This is a genomic window from Chryseomicrobium imtechense (assembly GCF_041475995.1).
In the GTDB taxonomy this organism is placed as follows: Bacteria; Bacillota; Bacilli; order Bacillales_A; family Planococcaceae; genus Chryseomicrobium; species Chryseomicrobium aureum.
In genome coordinates this window covers 39,152-57,662 of record NZ_JBGOBM010000009.1, presented here as the reverse complement: position 1 = coordinate 57,662, position 18,511 = coordinate 39,152, and the positions used below count along the sequence as shown (strand labels likewise).

General features: G+C 42.5%; 20 protein-coding genes and 1 riboswitch. Of the genes, 12 read left to right on the top strand and 8 right to left on the bottom strand.

Annotated elements, in window-relative coordinates:
• Positions 1 to 43: 43 nt before the first annotated feature.
• Together AB5N96_RS09795 and AB5N96_RS09790 are read left to right on the top strand one after the other, a co-directional pair.
• A complete protein-coding gene (locus AB5N96_RS09795; RefSeq protein WP_499705403.1) occupies positions 44 to 397 on the top strand; it encodes a rhodanese-like domain-containing protein in 354 nt (117 codons plus the stop codon).
• Positions 398 to 493: 96 nt separating this feature from the next.
• Positions 494 to 1,489, top strand: a complete 996-nt coding sequence (locus AB5N96_RS09790; protein WP_204591790.1) for an LLM class flavin-dependent oxidoreductase — start codon at positions 494 to 496, stop codon at positions 1,487 to 1,489.
• Between the two features lie 33 nt (positions 1,490 to 1,522).
• Here AB5N96_RS09790 and AB5N96_RS09785 read toward each other — a convergent pair whose 3' ends face one another.
• From AB5N96_RS09785 to ypfJ, 3 genes are all read right to left on the bottom strand, one after another.
• Positions 1,523 to 2,068 (bottom strand): 3D domain-containing protein, encoded by a 546-nt coding sequence (locus AB5N96_RS09785; protein WP_204591240.1) that lies wholly within the window; start codon positions 2,066 to 2,068, stop codon positions 1,523 to 1,525.
• Positions 2,069 to 2,185: 117 nt separating this feature from the next.
• A complete protein-coding gene (gene dapF / locus AB5N96_RS09780) occupies positions 2,186 to 3,037 on the bottom strand; it encodes a diaminopimelate epimerase (RefSeq protein WP_499705401.1) in 852 nt (283 codons plus the stop codon).
• A 102-nt stretch (positions 3,038 to 3,139) separates the two neighbouring features.
• The gene (gene ypfJ / locus AB5N96_RS09775; protein WP_499705400.1) at positions 3,140 to 3,976 is read right to left on the bottom strand and encodes a KPN_02809 family neutral zinc metallopeptidase; all 837 of its coding nucleotides are present in this window, start codon (positions 3,974 to 3,976) and stop codon (positions 3,140 to 3,142) included.
• A gap of 124 nt (positions 3,977 to 4,100) precedes the next feature.
• Here ypfJ and AB5N96_RS09770 point away from each other — a divergent pair, with 124 nt between their 5' ends.
• From AB5N96_RS09770 to AB5N96_RS09760, 3 genes are read left to right on the top strand one after another with little or no spacing between them, the layout of a single operon-like run.
• Positions 4,101 to 5,147 carry an NAD(P)/FAD-dependent oxidoreductase gene (locus AB5N96_RS09770; RefSeq protein WP_499705399.1) on the top strand — a complete coding sequence of 349 codons (1,047 nt, stop codon included), beginning with the start codon at positions 4,101 to 4,103 and terminating at the stop codon, positions 5,145 to 5,147.
• Positions 5,137 to 5,427 (top strand): hypothetical protein, encoded by a 291-nt coding sequence (locus AB5N96_RS09765; protein ID WP_204591249.1) that lies wholly within the window; start codon positions 5,137 to 5,139, stop codon positions 5,425 to 5,427. Before AB5N96_RS09770 ends, AB5N96_RS09765 begins: the two co-directional genes overlap by 11 nt.
• A gap of 52 nt (positions 5,428 to 5,479) precedes the next feature.
• Positions 5,480 to 5,797 carry a YbjQ family protein gene (locus tag AB5N96_RS09760; RefSeq protein ID WP_499705398.1) on the top strand — a complete coding sequence of 106 codons (318 nt, stop codon included), beginning with the start codon at positions 5,480 to 5,482 and terminating at the stop codon, positions 5,795 to 5,797.
• 75 nt (positions 5,798 to 5,872) lie between these two features.
• On the opposite strand, the gene AB5N96_RS09755 is transcribed toward AB5N96_RS09760, so the two are convergent.
• Complete coding sequence (locus tag AB5N96_RS09755) at positions 5,873 to 6,691, bottom strand: YihY/virulence factor BrkB family protein (RefSeq protein WP_204591250.1); 819 nt, start codon at positions 6,689 to 6,691, stop codon at positions 5,873 to 5,875.
• Positions 6,692 to 7,024: 333 nt separating this feature from the next.
• Positions 7,025 to 8,377 (bottom strand): aspartate kinase, encoded by a 1,353-nt coding sequence (locus AB5N96_RS09750; RefSeq protein ID WP_499705397.1) that lies wholly within the window; start codon positions 8,375 to 8,377, stop codon positions 7,025 to 7,027.
• Between the two features lie 450 nt (positions 8,378 to 8,827).
• On the opposite strand from AB5N96_RS09750, the gene AB5N96_RS09745 reads away from it, so the two are divergent.
• Both AB5N96_RS09745 and serA read left to right on the top strand, forming a co-directional pair.
• On the top strand, positions 8,828 to 9,988 hold the full coding sequence (locus tag AB5N96_RS09745) for a pyridoxal-phosphate-dependent aminotransferase family protein (RefSeq protein WP_499705396.1): 1,161 nt from the start codon (positions 8,828 to 8,830) through the stop codon (positions 9,986 to 9,988).
• A complete protein-coding gene (gene serA / locus AB5N96_RS09740) occupies positions 9,981 to 11,564 on the top strand; it encodes a phosphoglycerate dehydrogenase (RefSeq protein WP_204591253.1) in 1,584 nt (527 codons plus the stop codon). The genes AB5N96_RS09745 and serA overlap by 8 nt, the downstream gene beginning before the upstream one ends.
• Before the next feature lie 255 nt (positions 11,565 to 11,819).
• Here serA and AB5N96_RS09735 read toward each other — a convergent pair whose 3' ends face one another.
• Positions 11,820 to 12,605 carry an HAD family hydrolase gene (locus tag AB5N96_RS09735; protein ID WP_499705395.1) on the bottom strand — a complete coding sequence of 262 codons (786 nt, stop codon included), beginning with the start codon at positions 12,603 to 12,605 and terminating at the stop codon, positions 11,820 to 11,822.
• A gap of 85 nt (positions 12,606 to 12,690) precedes the next feature.
• Here AB5N96_RS09735 and AB5N96_RS09730 point away from each other — a divergent pair, with 85 nt between their 5' ends.
• The 4 genes from AB5N96_RS09730 to AB5N96_RS09715 all read left to right on the top strand — a co-directional run bounded on the left by AB5N96_RS09730 (position 12,691) and on the right by AB5N96_RS09715 (position 16,201).
• Positions 12,691 to 12,852 (top strand): Fur-regulated basic protein FbpA, encoded by a 162-nt coding sequence (locus tag AB5N96_RS09730; protein ID WP_499705394.1) that lies wholly within the window; start codon positions 12,691 to 12,693, stop codon positions 12,850 to 12,852.
• 77 nt (positions 12,853 to 12,929) lie between these two features.
• A complete protein-coding gene (locus AB5N96_RS09725; RefSeq protein ID WP_499705393.1) occupies positions 12,930 to 14,084 on the top strand; it encodes a DEAD/DEAH box helicase in 1,155 nt (384 codons plus the stop codon).
• Positions 14,081 to 15,307: an aminopeptidase gene (locus tag AB5N96_RS09720; RefSeq protein WP_499705392.1), complete on the top strand. Its 1,227-nt coding sequence runs from the start codon at positions 14,081 to 14,083 to the stop codon at positions 15,305 to 15,307. The genes AB5N96_RS09725 and AB5N96_RS09720 overlap by 4 nt, the downstream gene beginning before the upstream one ends.
• Positions 15,308 to 15,325: 18 nt before the next feature.
• Positions 15,326 to 16,201, top strand: a complete 876-nt coding sequence (locus AB5N96_RS09715; RefSeq protein ID WP_499705390.1) for an SGNH/GDSL hydrolase family protein — start codon at positions 15,326 to 15,328, stop codon at positions 16,199 to 16,201.
• A 228-nt stretch (positions 16,202 to 16,429) separates the two neighbouring features.
• Here AB5N96_RS09715 and yxzF read toward each other — a convergent pair whose 3' ends face one another.
• Together yxzF and AB5N96_RS09705 are read right to left on the bottom strand one after the other, a co-directional pair.
• Complete coding sequence (yxzF, locus tag AB5N96_RS09710; RefSeq protein WP_499705389.1) at positions 16,430 to 16,531, bottom strand: small protein YxzF; 102 nt, start codon at positions 16,529 to 16,531, stop codon at positions 16,430 to 16,432.
• Between the two features lie 57 nt (positions 16,532 to 16,588).
• Positions 16,589 to 17,668: a M20 family metallopeptidase gene (locus AB5N96_RS09705; RefSeq protein ID WP_499705388.1), complete on the bottom strand. Its 1,080-nt coding sequence runs from the start codon at positions 17,666 to 17,668 to the stop codon at positions 16,589 to 16,591.
• Between the two features lie 68 nt (positions 17,669 to 17,736).
• A riboswitch (TPP riboswitch) is annotated at positions 17,737 to 17,827 on the top strand.
• A gap of 86 nt (positions 17,828 to 17,913) precedes the next feature.
• Between AB5N96_RS09705 and thiT the strand changes: the two genes are divergently transcribed.
• Positions 17,914 to 18,495 (top strand): energy-coupled thiamine transporter ThiT, encoded by a 582-nt coding sequence (thiT, locus tag AB5N96_RS09700; RefSeq protein WP_204591264.1) that lies wholly within the window; start codon positions 17,914 to 17,916, stop codon positions 18,493 to 18,495.
• Positions 18,496 to 18,511: the final 16 nt, after the last annotated feature.

Sequence of the window (18,511 nt, the reverse complement as noted above, 5' to 3'; positions counted from 1 at the left end):
TGCAATGAATTTAGTAATTAAAAGTAGATAGGGGAATTAGAAGATGGAATGGATAGTGATTGCTGGTGTAGTTGGTTTTATCGCATGGCGAATGATGCGTGCGAAAGGAACGGCATCCATCAATACGACCGATTTAAAAGCGGTCTTGAATGATAACTCGAAACAGTTCATAGATGTTCGAACACCAGCAGAATATAAGGGACGTCATATCCCACAGTTTAAAAATATGCCACTAAATACATTGCTAAACCAATTGACAAAGTTAGATAAAGAAAAAGAAACTGTAGTGATCTGCCAATCTGGCATACGTAGTTCTCGTGCTTGCCAAGTATTAAAACAAGCTGGGTTTACAAATGTCACGAATGTACGTGGCGGCATGAGCCAGTGGAACGGATAAGGAGTTTGCCATTTACACTTTTCGTGTAAGTGGTTTTTTGTAAGCATTTTATTTTGAAGTTGTTAGAAATGGGGCTAGACTGGAGAAGGAAAGGTCGTGAAAGCAGTGACAAAATTATCATTCCTGGACTTAGCCTCGGTTCGACAAGGCGAAACGCCAGCAGAGAGCTTTTTACAAAGTAAACAGCTTGTCCAGCAAGCTGAAAAATTAGGCTATACCCGGTACTGGGTAGCAGAACATCATAACATGCAAGGAGTTGCGAGTTCAGCAACCTCCGTTTTAATCGGCTATTTGGCCGGCCATTCCTCTACCATCCGTATTGGAGCAGGAGGCATTATGTTGCCAAATCACGCTCCGTATATTATAGCTGAACAATTCGGTACTTTAGATGCCATGTATCCTGGTCGGATTGATCTTGGACTCGGACGCGCTCCGGGAACAGATATGATGACGGCTCGAGCACTTCGCCGTGACCATCAAGGTGCGGATGATTTCCCTGAACTAGTCAGTGAATTGTTGCATTATTTAGAGCCAGTTGATGAAGCTAGAATTCCTGCCGTCATGGCAGTACCCGGCGCAGGAGCAAATGTTCCAGTCTGGCTATTAGGATCAAGCACATACAGTGCACGCTTAGCGGCTCAACTTGGACTTCCTTTTGCTTTTGCTAGTCATTTTGCTCCAGATCAATTGATGCATGCATTGCAGCTTTATCATCAAAACTTCCAACCGTCGAAGTATTTGAAAGAGCCCTATGCGATGGCAGCAGTCAATGTTGTCGCTGCAGAGACAGATGAGGAAGCAGAAAAACTGAGTACAACTTTAATCCAACAGTTTTTGAGTATCGTGCGTGGCCATAAACATAAAATGCGTCCACCGATTGCAGTAGAAGAGCTTGACTGGTCGAGTTCGGAACAGATGATGGTAGAGCGCACAGTGAGCGCACGAATTGTCGGGTCAGAAAATACGGTTCGTGAGCAACTACAGGCGTTTATACAAAAAACACAAGTAAAAGAACTGATGATCAGTACTCCCATTTATGATCTAGAAAAGCGATTGCGGTCTATGGAACTGACCATGCGCGCTTCACATTAAAAAAATGCATTGGCCAACTCTGCCAATGCATTTTTATTTAATGATTTTAATTTTAACTGTTTTGCGTCCCCAGTTGAGTGCTTGGGAAGTAGAAGGCATAAATACATCAATTTTATTTCCTTTGATTGCACTTCCTGTATCGCCAGCGATTGCATACCCATAACCCTCTACGTGAACTTTAGTTCCGAGTGGAATTACTTTAGGATCTACTGCAATTACTTTTAAATGTGGGTTTTTGCGAAGATTGATTCCAGTCTTTGTTATGCCTGAACAGCCTTTGCAATAAGCAGTGTAAGCAGTAGATGTTACATAAAACTCTTTAACCACTTCATTGCTAGTGGAGCGTGAAACTTTTTTTGTTGCTGGTTTCTTAACATGTAACTTTTGATTAATTTTGATTGTGTCTGATTTTAAATTGTTCCAAGACTTCAAATTAGAAACTGTTGTCTTATGATTCACAGCGATACGATAAAGCGTATCCCCTTTTTTTACTGTATATGTGCCAGTCGAAGCTGATGCTGCTGTAGTTGAAATGAATAGTACAAAAACCAGGACCAGTGTGCTAAGAATCTTTTTCAAGTTCTCTACCCCTATCTGATTAAGATAGAAGTATCATAGCAATTGAACATTACATTCACATTACAATTTACACGTTTTTTGTTTACAAAAATAAATCATTTTATGACATTTGTAGTTCTAAACGACTAATTCAATGGAACCTTTATACACCTCTACAGCTGGACCTCTCATCAAAACTGTTTCATCATTGTATAAAATCGCTAAATCTCCACCTAGTAGATGGACTGTTATCCATTCTCCAGCGGGGCTATGTCCGTTGCGAACAGCAGCTGCCACTACAGCACATGCACCAGTTCCGCATGCCATCGTTTCACCGGATCCGCGTTCCCAAACGCGCATAGATAATTCAGTAGAGGAGTGGACCACTACAAATTCAGTATTGATTCGCTCTGGGAAAGCGGGATGATGTTCAAATACGGGTCCAATGACCGTTAGATTCAAATCATGAATTTCATCAAGGAAGGTTACAAGATGAGGATTCCCCATGCTCACTGCCGTTACTTGATAGTCTCCAATCGATGTTGTGAAAGTATAATCAATCCATTCTGCCTCAGCACTTTTCACTGGAATTTCCGAAAGTACAAAATTGGCAGCTCCCATGTCTACAGTTGCTTCTGACACAAAATTATTTTCAATCACCAAATCAATTGCTTTTTTTCCGCTTAATGTATCAATAACAACTTTTTCTTTCGTCACAATACCATGATCATACATGTATTTTGCTACGCACCGAATCGCGTTTCCACACATTTTTCCTTCACTGCCATCCGCATTGTACATGCGCATTTTAGCGTCTGCGCCATCCACCGGGTCAATAATGACCAGGCCGTCTGCACCAATTCCAAAATTCCGATTGGAAAGTTGATGGGCAAGGCGTGTTGCAGTATCTTGTGAAAGTGTAGTTTCAAATCCATTGATATAAATGTAGTCATTGCCTGCACCCTGCATTTTTGTGAACTCAAGTTTCATTTTAGATCCCCCTTATTCCCACATTCTGTTTCCTCATTGTAGACGAAATGATCCGGTTAGGAAACCAAAAAATCCAACCCGTATGGATTGGATTTTATTTCCTTAAGGACCACTATTGAATGTGTCCCCACCTTGAATCGTTCCTGTTTCGTAGCCTTTTCTAAACCAAGTCATACGCTGCTCTGAAGTTCCATGTGTGAAGCTTTCTTCTACTACATAGCCTTGTGCCCGTTTTTGTAAAGTGTCATCCCCTACAGCACTTGCAGCAGCTAGAGCTTCTTCAATATCGCCATCTTCTAGATATCCTAGCCCATCTGCATGGTGCGCCCATACTCCTGAGAAGTAATCGGCTTGAAGTTCAAAACGGACCAGATATTTATTAAATTCTTCCTCTGATAATCGCTGGCGAAGAGGCATCACTTTATCGGTAGTGCCTAAGAGCGTTTGAACGTGGTGACCAACTTCATGGGCGACTACATAAGCCATCGCAAAGTCTCCAGGTGCATTATATTTTGTAGACAATTCTTCGTAAAAACTTAAATCGATGTACAGTTTGTAATCTGCTGGACAATAGAAGGGCCCAACAGATGCTCCTGCAGCCCCACATGCAGATTGCACGCTTCCCGAATAAAGTACGAGTGTTGGTTCTACGTATTCCATGCCGTTTTCTTCAAAAATTTGCGACCAAATCCGCTCTGTATCTGCTAATACAACCGATACAAATTCTTTCGCTTCGTCCTCCATGGCTGTCGTCTGTGCTGGAACAGATGCTTGATTGCTACTTACTTGATCAAGAATGACTCCAGGGTCTCCACTTACAAAGGCGAAGATTAAGGCAATAATCAATCCTAATCCTCCACCAATCCCAGCGATACCTTTTCCGCCCATTCCTCGTCTGTCTTCAACATTTGTACTTCTCGTACGCCCTTGCCATTTCATAGGTGTCCCTCATTTCTACTATCAAATTGTACTTTACTATTCCCCCGTGACAGCAACTTTAGACAAAGACGGCAAAGTTTTTTTGAAGGGGATTTTGCTTTATACTGACAACAGGAGGGATTTCATGCGAATACAAGTTATTGGAGGCGGAATCGCCGGAGCTTCAATTGCCTATCATCTATTAAAAGAAGGTCATGAAGTAACGGTTTATGACCGAGAAGATCAGGGGCAGGCAACGTGCGTATCTGCGGGCATTATTTCTCCTTGGGTCTCTCAGCGCCGAAACAAGGTATGGTATCAACTTGTTAGGTTAGGGGCAGCCTATTACCCAGAGTTTATTCAAGAGCTCGAATCATTGACGGGTGAACGTACGGGTCACCGTAAATCAGGAGCTATTTTATTTTTTAAAGACGAGGAAGTTTTACCAAAAGCATTCAAGCGTATTACTGATAAACAAGCAGAAGCTCCGGAAATGGGGGAGCTCACATATTTGACGAAGGCCCAGCAACAAGCAAAATTTCCAATGCTGACGACTGAATTCCCGTCGCTCTATCTAAGCGGGGCCTCTATGGTAAACGGAAAGCAACTGCGAGACGTTTTACAAGTTGCGGTAGAAAAGCTTGGTGGGGAGTGGAATCAAGTTTCATCTCCTCCTGAACCTTCTGCTGATCTGACGATTTATTGTGCAGGCGCATGGGGGAACGAGTACCAACAAAACATACCCGTGTCCCATCAAAAAGCGCAACTTCTTCACTTTACAATTGAATCAGATGACACGTTTCCTGTAGTGATGGGACTCAAAACGCATTACATCGTATCGTTTGGAAATGGTCGATTTGCACTTGGCACTACACATGAAGATACGACTTCATTTGATGTATCGCCTACTAAAGAAGCACAGGAAGAATTAATGAAGCTTGCCGAGATGTATTTTCCTGGTCAAGAACTGAAAGAGTTGTCAATGGCAGTTGGATTGCGTCCGTATACACCAAATTTTTTACCAATAGTGGAACAAATCAATGATTCACTTTTTGTTGTCAATGGTCTTGGTTCTTCCGGACTGACAGCGGGGCCGCTGCTCGGCAAAGAAATTAGTCATTGGGTTTCAGGGAAAGAGACGCAACTAGATCTTTCAAAATTTACCTGGAAGGAGGGAGACGGTGACCGTTAAACTGGCCTATTACAAAGTTCATCGGGAAATTGATTTTTATTATATGCAACAAAAAAAAGAGACAGAAGAATTTATTCATCTGACCGAACACGGGGTATCCTGTGAGATACGTAAGTACACATGGAAACAGGTACATGATATCTCCTATAAACCGTTTTCGAGTGGGGAAGGGCTTTTGTATCTTCACACTTTTCAAGGGATGTTTAGTTATCGTGTGAAAGATGACCCGTCACAAGCCTTGCGATTCGCTGAAAATTATTTGGAGAAATACACGAGGTGAAACTTTTTCTATCTTCTTTCGTAACAACTAGAAAGAAGGAGGAATGGATAAAATGTTAGTAACGACAACGAATACAATTGAAGGTAAGAAGATTGCCGTGTACCACGGAATTGTAACAGGTGAAGCAATCATGGGGGCCAACGTAGTACGTGATTTGTTTGCAACAGTAACGGATATTGTTGGTGGACGTAGTTCTGCCTATGAAAACAAGTTATCAGAAGGACGCCAAATTGCGATTGAGGAAATGAAAGTGAAGGCGAGCCAGTTAGGAGCGGACGCTGTCATTGCGGTCGATCTAGATTTTGAAACGTTGCGTGAAGGTATGATGATGTGCATCGCGACGGGCACTGCTGTTACGTTTGAAAAGTAAACTCCACCAACAAAAAAACAGCAGCTCTTCTCTCAAAGTACACAGAGGAGCTGCTGTTTTTGTGTGGACGAAATCTTAGCTTTTTCGCATATAAGTTTGCGCATTGATAAGACCACCAATCAATAACACGGCTGCTGATAAGTACAACCAAATCATCAAAATGATGATCCCGGCAAGTTGACCATAAATTTGTGTATACGACACATAGCCTACCACTTGGCCGTAGAACCACGAGATGAACTGCCAAGTGATAGTCGTGAACACCGCACCCGGAACGAGCGTACGAATCTTCAGACGTTGTTTTGGAAGAATGGAATAAAAGAAGAGAAAGAACAAAAATAAAAACAAACTACCGATAATCCATCTAAGCACTGGCCAAATCGTAAGCCAAAAAGACCAGGTTTCCAGTTCACCAGCTTGAGCTACAAACCATAGAATTCCTTTTTCAACAATGGGTACAAACAAAGAAACAGGGATCATAATCATGAAAATTGCAGTAACACCGAGGTCTTGCAACAAAGTACGCCAAAAAGGAATAGCTGTTTCTTTTGAATAAGCAGCTGCAAAGCTTCGGGCAAGTGACTGGACAGCCATACTTGCTAACCAAAACGCTGAAATCAAACTGACGGATAATACGCCGCCTTGATTGCCTTCCAAAATCCGTAACACATTGTCCTCAATAAATCCGTAAGTGTTGCCGGGCGCGTAGGGTTCAATAAAAGAAAGTAAAGAATCTAAATTGATGGATAAGAAACTCAGCAGGGATAAAACAAATAATAAAAACGGGAAAATGGATAGCATCAAATAATAGGCGGTCTGTGCTGCCTGATCATAGTAGCGCTCTGTAAAGAATCGAGCAAGAGCCGTCTTTGCGCTATGTACATATACTTTCATAGAGTTCACCTTTTTCGAATTATAGGCTATACACTAGCAGGACGTGGTAATTTACGCAATAAATTAGACGAGGGGCATGTCTAAGTGACATGCCCCTCTAGTATGGTGAAACGATTAAATTGAATAAAAATAAAAACCTCAATTGCCGCGGAAGTTGTTCTACTGGTGTCTTCTAACTTAAGCAACGAAAACCCTACCTACTTTTTCGTCATTGCGGCCCCATAGCCGCGCCAGTAAAGAATAAGCATCTTCAAAAACATGAGCAGAATGCCAGATTCAACTCAATAGTCTTACCATTTAACTTTACTATCTTATCATGGAATAAATGTTCTGTCAAGATTTCACCTTGGCAGGTAAAAAGAAGGCATTATAAAGGGCACGTACAATCTTAACTTGATCTTCTTCTAACACACCAAATACTAAACTTACCTCTGAAGAACCTTGATTGATCATCTCGATATTGGCACCCGTTGCTGAGATAGCTGCAGTGGCGCGTGCAGCTAGACCTGTCGAGTTCCGCATACCTTCCCCAACGAGCACAATCATTGATAACCCGTGCCGGAAGTAAGCTACTTCTGCACCAAGTTCCTGAAGCACGCGATTGACGATACGTTGTTCTTTGCGCGCATCAAGGTAATGGCTGCGAATGATTACGGATATGTCATCAAGGCCAGAAGGTGTGTGCTCATAGGATATTCCTTCTTCTTCAATGATTTGGAGTAACTTTCGTCCAAACCCCAGCTCTCGGTTCATCAAATATTTGCTCACATACAAAATGGAGAATCCTTGATCAGCTGTGAGACCTGTAACTGGGCGTTCAGTTAGAGGTCGGAATCCCACAATCTTTGTGCCCGGTGCAAGAGGATTATTCGTATTTTTAATCGCGACTGGAATTTGTTTTCGGTACACAGGCATTAATGCCTCGTCATGAATGACTGTAAAACCTGCATACGACAGCTCGCGCATTTCGCGGAATGTAATTTCTTCAACTTGTATCGGATTTTCTATGATATTTGGATTGGCAGCATAAACAAAGTCGACATCTGTGAAATTCTCATAAAGTTCTGCTCCAACAGCTGCTGCAAGAATTGAACCTGTGATATCCGAGCCTCCACGTTCAAACGTGCGAAGTTTCCCATTTATTGTATAGCCATAAAAACCAGGCACGATGTGAATGACAGATGATTCATTTAGCGCTTTTAACCGTGCATAGGAGTCTTCATGTAGGGTTGCCCGTTCAGGAGGTGACGTCATAACAATCCCGATGTCCCTTGGGTCTGCAAAAACAGCTTGAACGCCTTGACTTTGTAAAAAAGCTGCTAAAAAACGCGCACTAAATTCTTCTCCGATGGCTTTTACAGCATCCAGACGTTCTGAAAGTTCCCCGTCTGTTGAAGATACCCTTTTTTGAAGTTCATTTATCACGTCAGTTAGTAATTCCTCTGGAAGACCAAGTTGACTTTGAATCGCTGAAAATCGTTCGATGACTCGTCTAGAAGCTTCGGGAGTTTGTTCATAAAAGGATTGGATCAATAAATCCGTCACCTTTTGATCACTCGGAAATCGTTTTCCAGGAGCTGACACTACAATGATTTGTCGTCTTGGATCTTGTTCGATTACTTTTTTAACTTGGTAGAATTGGGCAGCATCCGCCATCGATGTGCCTCCGAATTTACAGACTATCACGCTGTCCACTCCTTATGAATGTATTCTCACAAAAAACAAATGAATGTTATGAGTGTACAATCACTAAAATTAGAAGTCAATAAAATTATTTTTCATGATAGCGTTTACAAGTAGCCTGAATGTATTGACAATAAAAAAATCGTTGATAGACTTAGGATAACTTCAGATACAGCCAACTATTTTGATGGAGCCATGTTGATTAAGTAGCGTGCCGCAGAGAGCTGGTGGTCGGTGAAAACCAGCCCGCACTTTTTCGATTCCACTCCTAAATAGGCAGACGGAAATGTCTGTCCGATTAGAAGTCGTTACCTTCTTTCATTAAGATACTGAGAGTAGTCAGTAAATGAGGGTGGTACCGCGTGAGCAAAGCTCTTCGCCCCTTGTCAGAGGACAAGGTGTGAAGAGCTTTTTTCAATTGTCTGAAGGAAATTTATTTGAGGAGATGAGCAGATGGAAACGAATCAACTGATTTTACGCATTCCAGGTCCTACACCAATTCCGCCAAGTGTTCAACGAGCAATGCAGCAACCAATGATTGGGCATCGGGACCCTGAGACGGCAGAACTTTTAGCCTCCGTTCAACCTGGCTTGCAAACTATCTTTGGAACAGTACAACATGTCTCAGTGGTGGCAGGAAGCGGGACGTCGGGTCTTGAAGCTGCAGTTGTTAATATAGTCGCACCTGGTGAGAAAGTTATCGTATGTGTGACCGGTGCATTTGGAGAGCGCTTCGTTTCAATCTGTAAAAGTTATCAAATCGAAACAATCGTACTAGAGGAACAGTGGGGGAAAGCTGTTGATCTTAACAAACTAGAAGTAACTTTATCCGAGCATCCCGATTGTGCAGCAGTTTTTGTAACGTATTGTGAGACCTCGACTTCAGTTTTGAATCCGATTGCTAAAATTTCCAAACTCGTTCACGAAAAGTCTGACGCACTCGTTATTGTCGATGGCGTTTCTTGTATAGGAGGGGCCGAACTAAAAATGGATGAGTGGCAGCTAGATGTCGTTGTGACAGGTTCTCAAAAAGCATTTATGTTGCCAGGGGGACTTATGTTTGTAGCATCTAGCGAAATTGCTAGACAAAAGATGAAAGCCAGTCCACGTCCTCGTTTTTATCTAGACTTATTGAAATATGAGAAAGCAACGCGTGAATTTTCTACACCATTCACCCCAGCTACGTCTCTTTTATATGGATTACAGGAAGTTATTCGACTGGTTGAACAAGAATCGATGGAAGGAGTCGTCAACCGACACCTCCAATTACGCGACATGACACGTGCAGCTTTAGTATCAATGAATCTAGAGCTATTGGCAGAAGACGACTTTGCTTCTCCGACCGTAACGGCATTTAGCGTTCCAGGAATCGAGGGGAAACTCGTCCGAAAACAACTCACTCAACGATTTGGTATTCGGATTGCTGGCGGGCAAGGACATCAAAAAGAAACTGTACTTCGCATTGGGCACATGGGCTACTGCTCAACTGCAGATATTTTATTGGTCATCAGTGCGTTAGAAGTAGTTCTTAGAGACCTAGGCCATGCATTTCCGGCTGGACACGGAACTGTTGCAGCACAAAACACACTTATAGGAGGACATGTTCATGTTTAAAGTATTGATCTGTGATCCACTTTCTGAAGAAGGGCTGAAACCTCTTCGTGAGAACCCGACAAGCCAGGTTGACGTATTGACGAACCTCTCAAAAGAAGAACTTCTTGATAAAGTGGGAAACTATGACGCACTTTTAGTCCGAAGCCAAACGACTATTGATGCAGCTGTCATTCATGCGGCGACCCGCTTGAAAATTATTGGAAGAGCAGGAGTGGGTGTCGACAACATTGACTTACAAGCAGCTACAGAACAAGGAATCTTGGTCGTCAATGCACCTGACGGGAACACAAATTCGGCTGCTGAACACTCCATCGCGATGTTGATGGCACTTGCACGAAACATTCCGCAAGCGTTTCATGCACTGAAAAACAAACAGTGGGACCGAAAGTCATTCATTGGAGTGGAGTTAAAAGGCAAGACTCTCGGCGTCATCGGACTAGGTCGTATTGGAGCGGAAGTAGCCCAACGTGCAAAAGGTCAGCGTATGAAAGTAGTTGCTTACGATCCCTTTTTAACTTTAGAAAAAGCGGAAAAGTTAGGCGTCACGATGGGAACGGTAGATGAAGTCATTCAAGTCGCCGACTTTATCACAGTCCATACACCTTTAGTGAAAGAGACAAAACATTTACTGAACCGAGCTGCGTTTGAAAAAATGAAGCCAGGTGTACAACTGATCAACTGTGCTCGTGGGGGAATTATTGATGAGGACGCTCTATATGACGCCATCCAGAGTGGTAAAGTGGCAGGTGTGGCTCTTGACGTTTTTGAAGTGGAGCCGTTTGTTGATCATAAACTGTTGACCCTTCCGCAAGTTATTGCGACACCTCACCTCGGTGCCAGCACAGTTGAAGCGCAAGAAGTTGTTGCTGTCGATGTGTGTGATGACGTTGTGCGCTATTTCAATGGGCAAGCGGTAAAGAATCCTGTGAACTTGTCTGCTGTTCCGAAAGATGTATTGAAGAAAGTGGAGCCCTATTTACAGCTAGGCGAAAAGCTCGGATCATTTGTTCAAGATTTAGCAAATGGACTGATCGAAGAGTTCCGAGTTGTTTATTCTGGGGAACTGCAAGATATTGATGTAACACCAATCACGCGCAATGTTTTAAAAGGATTTTTAAGAAGTCGTTTAGGGGAATCGGTCAATGAAGTCAATGCGAAACTGTTTGCCGATCGCTTAGGCATCACAGTCATCGAGCAAAAAACGTCTCAGACAAAAGGGTTCACAAGTTTAATTACGGTAGAAGTTCTAACGAAAGCGGAGATGCGTAAAGTATCCGGTACATTGTTAAATGGACTCGGCGCTCGAATAGTTCGCGTCGATGAGTTTATCGTCGATGTACCATTAGAAGCGCATCTCGTGTTCATTCGCCATAAAGATCAACCAGGCGCAATTGGTCGTGTGGGCATGTCTTTAGCCGAAGAGCGAATTAATATCGCAACGATGCAGGTGGGACGTGCTGAACGTGGCGGTGCAGCGATTATGATGCTAACCGTCGATAAACACGTAAAAGCAAAAAGTGTCGAGAAGTTAAAGACCCTTGCAGATATTGAGGACGTCATTGCAATCGAGCTTTAGAGAATTGTTCTAAGACGAAAATTAGTTTCCATAAAACGACTTCGGTAGAATAAATCCTGATTTGGGTAGAATAAATCCCGATTTGGGTAGAATAAATCTCATTTTCGGTAGATGAACGCCCGCTCAGTGACAAGAATAAGGAAAATAAAGTGCCTGTCACCATTTGGTAATGCATTCCATTTGGTGACAGGCACTTATTACTAAGGAGGCTCACGCCGCGCCATCGGAAAGCAGCCCGTAACAGAACTTAACGTACTAAAGTCTGTTCAACTTATCAAAAATATCTAAAACTCCAGAAAGCCTTGCAACTGTATAGGTCGGCTTTGGAGATTCTGGAATTTCTAATCCGTGATGATTAATCCATATTGATTCCATCCCTAAAGAAGCAGCTCCTAAAATATCCGTCTTTAAATTATCGCCCACCATAATCGCATCCTCTAACCCAACTTCGAAGCGAGATAAAAGCTCTTGAAACGGTGTCTGATCCGGCTTGCCGATCCCGACCGCTCCTGAAATGACAATATGCTGGAAATAAGGACTCAACTCTGGTGTCAATTCAAGCTTCGTCTCCTGAAGACTCGGTGCACCATTTGTCAAAAGGCCTAAGCGGTACTTCGAAGACAATTCTTCAAGAACTTCTAGCGTCTCATCATACAAATAAGGAGAAGCAAGTCGATAAGACTTAAATGTCTTAACCGCTTTCTGCGCAATCGCTTCATCGTGAATTCCTAAACGCTGGAATGCCTGATGCCATGCCTGAAATTGATAGTCCCCAATCAACTCCCCCATTACAGGGAAATCAAATGTCTCATCGGGAAATGTTCCCCATAATCCTTCAAAGGGATTGATGCCAATCTTTTGTGTGAAGTCATAAAAAGGATAAGTGGAATAGACACCAGGGGCAGTATCTAGAATTGCTTGAAGCAATTTCTCCGCATTCTCTGGAAACACATCAGAGCAGGTGTTTTGAAGCGCTTCTTCCACACTGCGTTTATCCCACAGCAAAGTATCATCTAAATCGAACAAAATAACTTTTTTCATAGAACCTCCCAGAATTCCTTTTTTGTTTATTGTACCGCAAACAAGGGTACAGGTTAGTGCACTAATTATTAAAGGAGTGTTCCAAGTGAACAGCATCAAGAAAAACTCAATGACCGAACTGCGCCGGGACGAATTATTGCAGCGTTTAATTGATCAAGGGATTTACAAAGTCGATGGCCGTCAACTGTTCGAATTATCCTTATATGAATTACTGAAACTTTATACTGCGAGCCAAGAAACGGCCTAGACAAAAGCCCATCTCCTAGAGGGCTTTTTTTTGTTGACCTATGGTAAACTAGAGGATAGAAAAGAAGAGGTGTTAGAATGACAATTCAACAATTAGATGCCATTTGGCAAACGAAATGGAAAAATGAAAATTTCTCACAAGAGATGCCCATACAGAGCAAATTAATTCCACTATTTTTAGCGGGAGAAGATATTGTAGCAGAATCCCCAACAGGTACAGGGAAGACGTTAGCATTTGTCCTACCCTTATTGCAACTAGTTGATGGGAAAAAACCACACATTCAAGCAGTTATTATGGTACCATCCCAAGAGCTTGGCATGCAGATTATTGACGTGTTGCGTAAGTGGACAGAAGGAACAGACGTGACAGTGGCTCAATTAATTGGCGGTGCAAACATGCAACGCCAAGTCGATAAGTTAAAGAAAAAGCCAACAATCGTTGTTGGAACACCTGGTCGATTGAATGAACTTGTAAAAAATCGAAAACTCAAAATGCATGAAGTTCGGCATTTGGTATTAGATGAGGCTGACCAACTACTCAGTCGCGAACATCGTAGCACAGTGCGTTCTATTATTGATGCTGCAGTTGAAAAACAACTAGTAATTTTATCTGCGACGATTACAGATGAGATTGAACTTGTGGCAGAACGCGTTCTGAACAACCCACATACAATCAAAGTCGAGGCATCTGAACTTCCCGCAGTTGGAAAAGTGGAGCATCACTTTTTGAAAGTGGATCGACGTGACAAAACGGAGCTTTTACGTAAATTTAGCCATCTTCCAAATATGAAGGGTCTTGCATTTATCAATAGCTTAGACCAGCTGATGATGAAAGAGGAGAAATTGTTGTTCCGCGATGCACCCATTGCTGCACTGCACGGCGCTATGAAAAAAGACGAACGCCGAAAAGCACTCGATGACTTGAAAAAAGGTGTCGTGAAATTATTGATTACAACGGATGTAGCCGCACGAGGACTAGATATACAAGATGTCACACACGTCATTCATGTCGATGTTCCACAATCAATCGAACATTACCTGCACCGGTCAGGTCGAACAGGTCGCGCTGGGAAAGATGGAACAGTTGTCACGTTCTTAGAATACAAAGACGAAAAATTCTACAAAAAGCTTTCGAAAGATTTCCCATCAAAGCCTACTCAAGTCGTTTGGGGAGCAGGTCGTTTAGAAATCGGGAACTCTAAGACAGTTGAGAAAGGAAAGAACAAACGATGACTTTCCATGACAATCTTGCAGAATACGCAGATTTAATCGTTCAAGTGGGACTCAATGTCCAACCTAGCCAGTATGTTCAAATCCATACAACTCTTGATTCAGTTGAGTTTGCTCAACTTGTAGTCAAACAAGCCTATAAAGCCGGAGCTAGCCATGTTGATGTTCAATTTAGTGATAACACCATCACGCGCGCATTCTACGAGCAAGCACCAGATGCTTCGTTCGACGATGTTCCAAAGTGGGTAGCAGCTCAGCGTGATGAGTTGATTGATCGAAAAGGAGCCTTGCTGTGGATTGACGCAGAGGATCCAGATTTACTTGAAGGGATTCCCGCAACAAAAATCAGCCGGTATCAAAAAGCGTCGTCAGCTCTTTTGAAGCGCTACCGAAAAGCTGTTATGAACGATGAAATTACATGGAGTATTGCCGCAGTACCTTCTGGGAAATGGGCGAATAAAGTGTATCCAGAGGTCTCCGAACAAGAGGCGATTGAAGCGTTATGGAATAAGATTTTTGAAGTGGTACGTGTGGGGCAAGGGACTGCAGTCGAACAATGGAAAGCACATATTGAACAACTCAATGACCGAGCTGCTTATTTAAATAGTCGCAACTACACAGCGCTTCATTATCAAGCAACGGACACAGATATCGTTGTAGGGTTACCGAAAGACCATATTTGGATGAGTGGAAGCAGTGTCAATAGTGACGGTGTTGCATTCATTGCGAACATGCCGACAGAAGAAGTTTACACATTACCAGACCGCATGCGTGTGGATGGCTACGTGACGAACTCGAAGCCGTTTATCTACCAAGGAAATCGCATCGATGGATTTAAACTGACGTTTAAAGATGGAAAGGTAATAGAGTCTACTGCGCAACAAGGTGGAGAGTTATTGAATGAGTTACTAACAACAGATGAAAATGCTGCTTACCTAGGGGAAGTGGCCCTCGTCCCATTTGACTCACCAATTTCTAATAGCAATACGATTTTCTACAATACTTTGTTTGATGAAAATGCATCCAATCATTTTGCATTAGGTGAAGCTTATCCAACAACCATTCAAGGTGGGAAAGGCTTAACGGAAGAGCAATTACTTGAAAAAGGTGCGAATGTGTCTATCGTCCATGAAGATTTTATGATTGGTACAAGCGACATGACGATTGATGGAATTTTAGAAGATGGTAGTCGTGAACCAATTTTCCGCAATGGGAATTGGGCGTAAGTGAAGGGAGAAACGCATATGAAGAAATGGATAGTTTCTATTGTCTCAGTGCTTGTTCTATCTGTATCACTTCCGGCATTTGCAAGTGCTCAAACAATCTATGTAGCACTTGGTGATTCAATAGCAGCAGGTCAAACGCCAAATCGAGAAATAGATCAAGGATATACGGATCTTATTGCTGCAGAGTTAGCGCGCAATGGGCAGTTGCTGGCATTTTCAAAAGACCTAGCATTTCCAGGATTCACGACTGAACAAGTGCGTGAATCGATTCAATCTGATGAAGCGCAGGAGTTATTAGCTTCCGCTACACTCATTACGATTTCAGCAGGTGCGAATGATTTACTACGAATCGTGACCGCAAATCCAGAACTAGGCACCCTTTCTTACCAACAGCAACAAGCGAATTTTGCGCTCAATCAAGCACGCAAGTCACTCGAAGGACTGCTTCAAGACCTTGAAACTGTAGCACCGAACGCAGAAGTCTATGTAGTAGGGTATTATTTTGCGTATCCACATGTTGCGGAGTTTCAAAAGCAGGGAACAGCCAAAGAATTAAATCGACTCAACCAAATCTTAGAGCAAACCGCACAAGCAAACGGTGCAACATTCGTATCAGTGGAAGACCGAATGAATACTGACTTAAAGAGTTTCGTTCCAAACCCAGCGGATGTGCATCCAACGCAAGAAGGGTATCGTCAAATCGCAAACAGTTTTTTTGACACGGTCAATCCAAACTTGACTGTCTCACCATTTGAAATGCCGCAACCAAATCCTTTAAGTTTTGAGGAAATTCAAGCTGCTCAAGAACAACAATCCGAGGAAGAATCAAGAGACCAAGCTCGTGCACACACACCGCACGGCCTTGCACTTGCAGAGATCATCCCGTATATCTAATAAAAATTTTGATAGCAAATTTTCTAAGTTGAGGGGCGTGTAGGGGTTGACTCCAGTGGGATTAAAGTCGGAACGTGAGACCCCGCAGGAGCCTGCGACGAGGGAGGCTCACGCCGCGCCCTCGGAAAGCAGCCCCGGAACTCCACTCAACTCGCCTCAACTAAAAAAAGTACCCTCTCTTTTATTGTTAAAGAGAAGGTACTTTTTAAATGCTTTTTATAAAAATTACTACTTTTTAGTTGCCTTACGTGAATTTAAAAACTTTCTTACAATTGGGTACACTATAGGTGCCCACTTAATTGCTGATTTCAATAAATTAGACTTTCTCATTGTCATCTCTCCTAATGAATATCATGTTACTGATAAAATACCCCAGCATTACACTCATTAAACCTGTTCAGCCACGCCAGTATAGTAAGCGAATTCCATCAAGATATCTCGATAACGTTCCATAGAAGCAATGGAAACATACTCACCAGGACCGTGCCAATCGCCACCAGCAGGACCAAACTCAATAGCACCGGCACCAGTTACGGCGTAATGTCTTGTGTCAGCAGAACCATGTTGACCCATGATTTCTGTCTCATCCTTCATGATGTCTACTAACTGCATTACGCGAGGGTCTTCACGTTTAGTTGTGACAGCAGGCGAAATTCCTCTGCGTCGAATCTCTGCATTAGGAAAATGCTCTGTCAAAATAGCCGTTAATTGCTCTTCTACAAATTCGACAGTTTGTCCAGGAATAAAACGAATGTCATAACCAACTTCACACGTATCCGGAACCATATTAAATCGATCTCCCGCCTGAATTCGTGCTAAATTGATGGAAGAGTGCTCATAAAATTCCGAACTCTCCTTTGTCCATTCTTGCTCGAGAAGCAATTGGTGGAATCGGTGGGATTGTAAAATGGCATTATCTCCTTCCCAAGGACGAGAGCCGTGCGCCCCTTTGCCGTGGAATGTAATGAAAAATTGAGAAATACCTTTTGCCTGTAAGCCGATTTTTAAGAACGTTGGTTCACCACAGACCACAAAATCACCAGTGTAGCCTTGCTGCACGAGGTATTTTGATGTTTTCGAGCCACCCGTTTCTTCATCTGTCACTAAATGGAGTTGGACTTTTTTCGTTAAACGATCTGCGTGCTTTGAAATACCCACAAATGCAGCCATCATGGCAGCACAGCCACCTTTCATATCTGCAGAGCCGCGTCCGAAAATCTTGTCGCCTTCTATATACGGTTCAAATTGTTCTTTTTTTCCTGGAACAATATCTAAATGTCCATTCCAAATAATCGTTTCATCGCCTTGTCCAAGCTCAGCAACCAACATTTTATAGCCTTCATTTTCTAAAATAGTCACTTCTACACCATGGTCTTCTAACCATTTTGCTGAAAACTCAAGAGCGCTATTTGCACCCTCTTGCGTATCACTTGGTATGCGAATTAAATCCTGGACTAAATCAATCATTTCAATCATCCTTTCAGGTCAGTTGATTAATTGTTCGTAATAAAGTAGAATGAGGGCAACTAAATAATTGTTACCACAAGGGGCGTCGCTTAGCGGCTGAGACAGTACCCTTCGAACCTGGAAGTTCATACTTGCGTAGGGATGTGGATAGAAACTGATGTTTATGACGTCTGGCTCTGTCCAGAGGTCATTTTTTTATTGTTTACCCATTCTTGCAGGTAAGGTAACAGGAAATGGAGAAATTCATGAGAAATCAAAAAATCATCATCATGATTGAAATTGCTTTATTGGCTGCCCTTGGATTTGTTTTGGACAGAATTGGATTTGGAATGCCGCAAGGGGGAAGTGTTACATTTGTATTGGTCCCAATCATTTTGATTGCTTTCAGAAGAGGAGTTTTAGCGGGACTGATCACAGGTTTATTAATCGGGTTGTTGCAACTCGCAACTGGAAATGTCTACTTTGCGCCACTTAGTTTTGAAATCGTCATTATTCAAGTGTTTATGGATTACTTCTTGGCTTTCATGGTAGCAGGTTTCGCAGGCCTATTCCGACCCGCTTTTTTACGTGCATATCAACAAAATAAGCAAAGTGGCATGGTCCGGGCGGTACTATTGGGTTCTATTCTTGCTGCAGTATTACGGTATATTGTGCATGTACTTAGTGGGATTTTCTTTTTTGGAGAGTTTGCAGGGGATCAAAATGTCGTCTTATATTCTTTAATCTATAATGCAACATACATGAGTGTTGTTCTCGTCTTTGCTGCTTTCATTTGTACAGTACTACTTGTAAAAGCACCGCGCCTTGTAATGCCTCAATCGGTATAAAATGTGCTATGATAGC

Bases quoted from the DNA above. Each gene is read 5' to 3' on its own strand.
- AB5N96_RS09795 (WP_499705403.1), top strand. From the start codon at position 44: ATGGAATGGATAGTGATTGCTGGTGTAGTTGGTTTTATCGCATGGCGA.
- dapF (WP_499705401.1), bottom strand. From the start codon at position 3,037: ATGAAACTTGAGTTCACAAAAATGCAGGGTGCAGGCAATGACTACATT.
- ypfJ (WP_499705400.1), bottom strand. From the start codon at position 3,976: ATGAAATGGCAAGGGCGTACGAGAAGTACAAATGTTGAAGACAGACGA.
- AB5N96_RS09770 (WP_499705399.1), top strand. From the start codon at position 4,101: ATGCGAATACAAGTTATTGGAGGCGGAATCGCCGGAGCTTCAATTGCC.
- AB5N96_RS09760 (WP_499705398.1), top strand. From the start codon at position 5,480: ATGTTAGTAACGACAACGAATACAATTGAAGGTAAGAAGATTGCCGTG.
- AB5N96_RS09755 (WP_204591250.1), bottom strand. From the start codon at position 6,691: ATGAAAGTATATGTACATAGCGCAAAGACGGCTCTTGCTCGATTCTTT.
- AB5N96_RS09745 (WP_499705396.1), top strand. From the start codon at position 8,828: ATGGAAACGAATCAACTGATTTTACGCATTCCAGGTCCTACACCAATT.
- serA (WP_204591253.1), top strand. From the start codon at position 9,981: ATGTTTAAAGTATTGATCTGTGATCCACTTTCTGAAGAAGGGCTGAAA.
- AB5N96_RS09735 (WP_499705395.1), bottom strand. From the start codon at position 12,605: ATGAAAAAAGTTATTTTGTTCGATTTAGATGATACTTTGCTGTGGGAT.
- AB5N96_RS09725 (WP_499705393.1), top strand. From the start codon at position 12,930: ATGACAATTCAACAATTAGATGCCATTTGGCAAACGAAATGGAAAAAT.
- AB5N96_RS09720 (WP_499705392.1), top strand. From the start codon at position 14,081: ATGACTTTCCATGACAATCTTGCAGAATACGCAGATTTAATCGTTCAA.
- AB5N96_RS09715 (WP_499705390.1), top strand. From the start codon at position 15,326: ATGAAGAAATGGATAGTTTCTATTGTCTCAGTGCTTGTTCTATCTGTA.
- yxzF (WP_499705389.1), bottom strand. From the start codon at position 16,531: ATGAGAAAGTCTAATTTATTGAAATCAGCAATTAAGTGGGCACCTATA.
- AB5N96_RS09705 (WP_499705388.1), bottom strand. From the start codon at position 17,668: ATGATTGATTTAGTCCAGGATTTAATTCGCATACCAAGTGATACGCAA.
- thiT (WP_204591264.1), top strand. From the start codon at position 17,914: ATGAGAAATCAAAAAATCATCATCATGATTGAAATTGCTTTATTGGCT.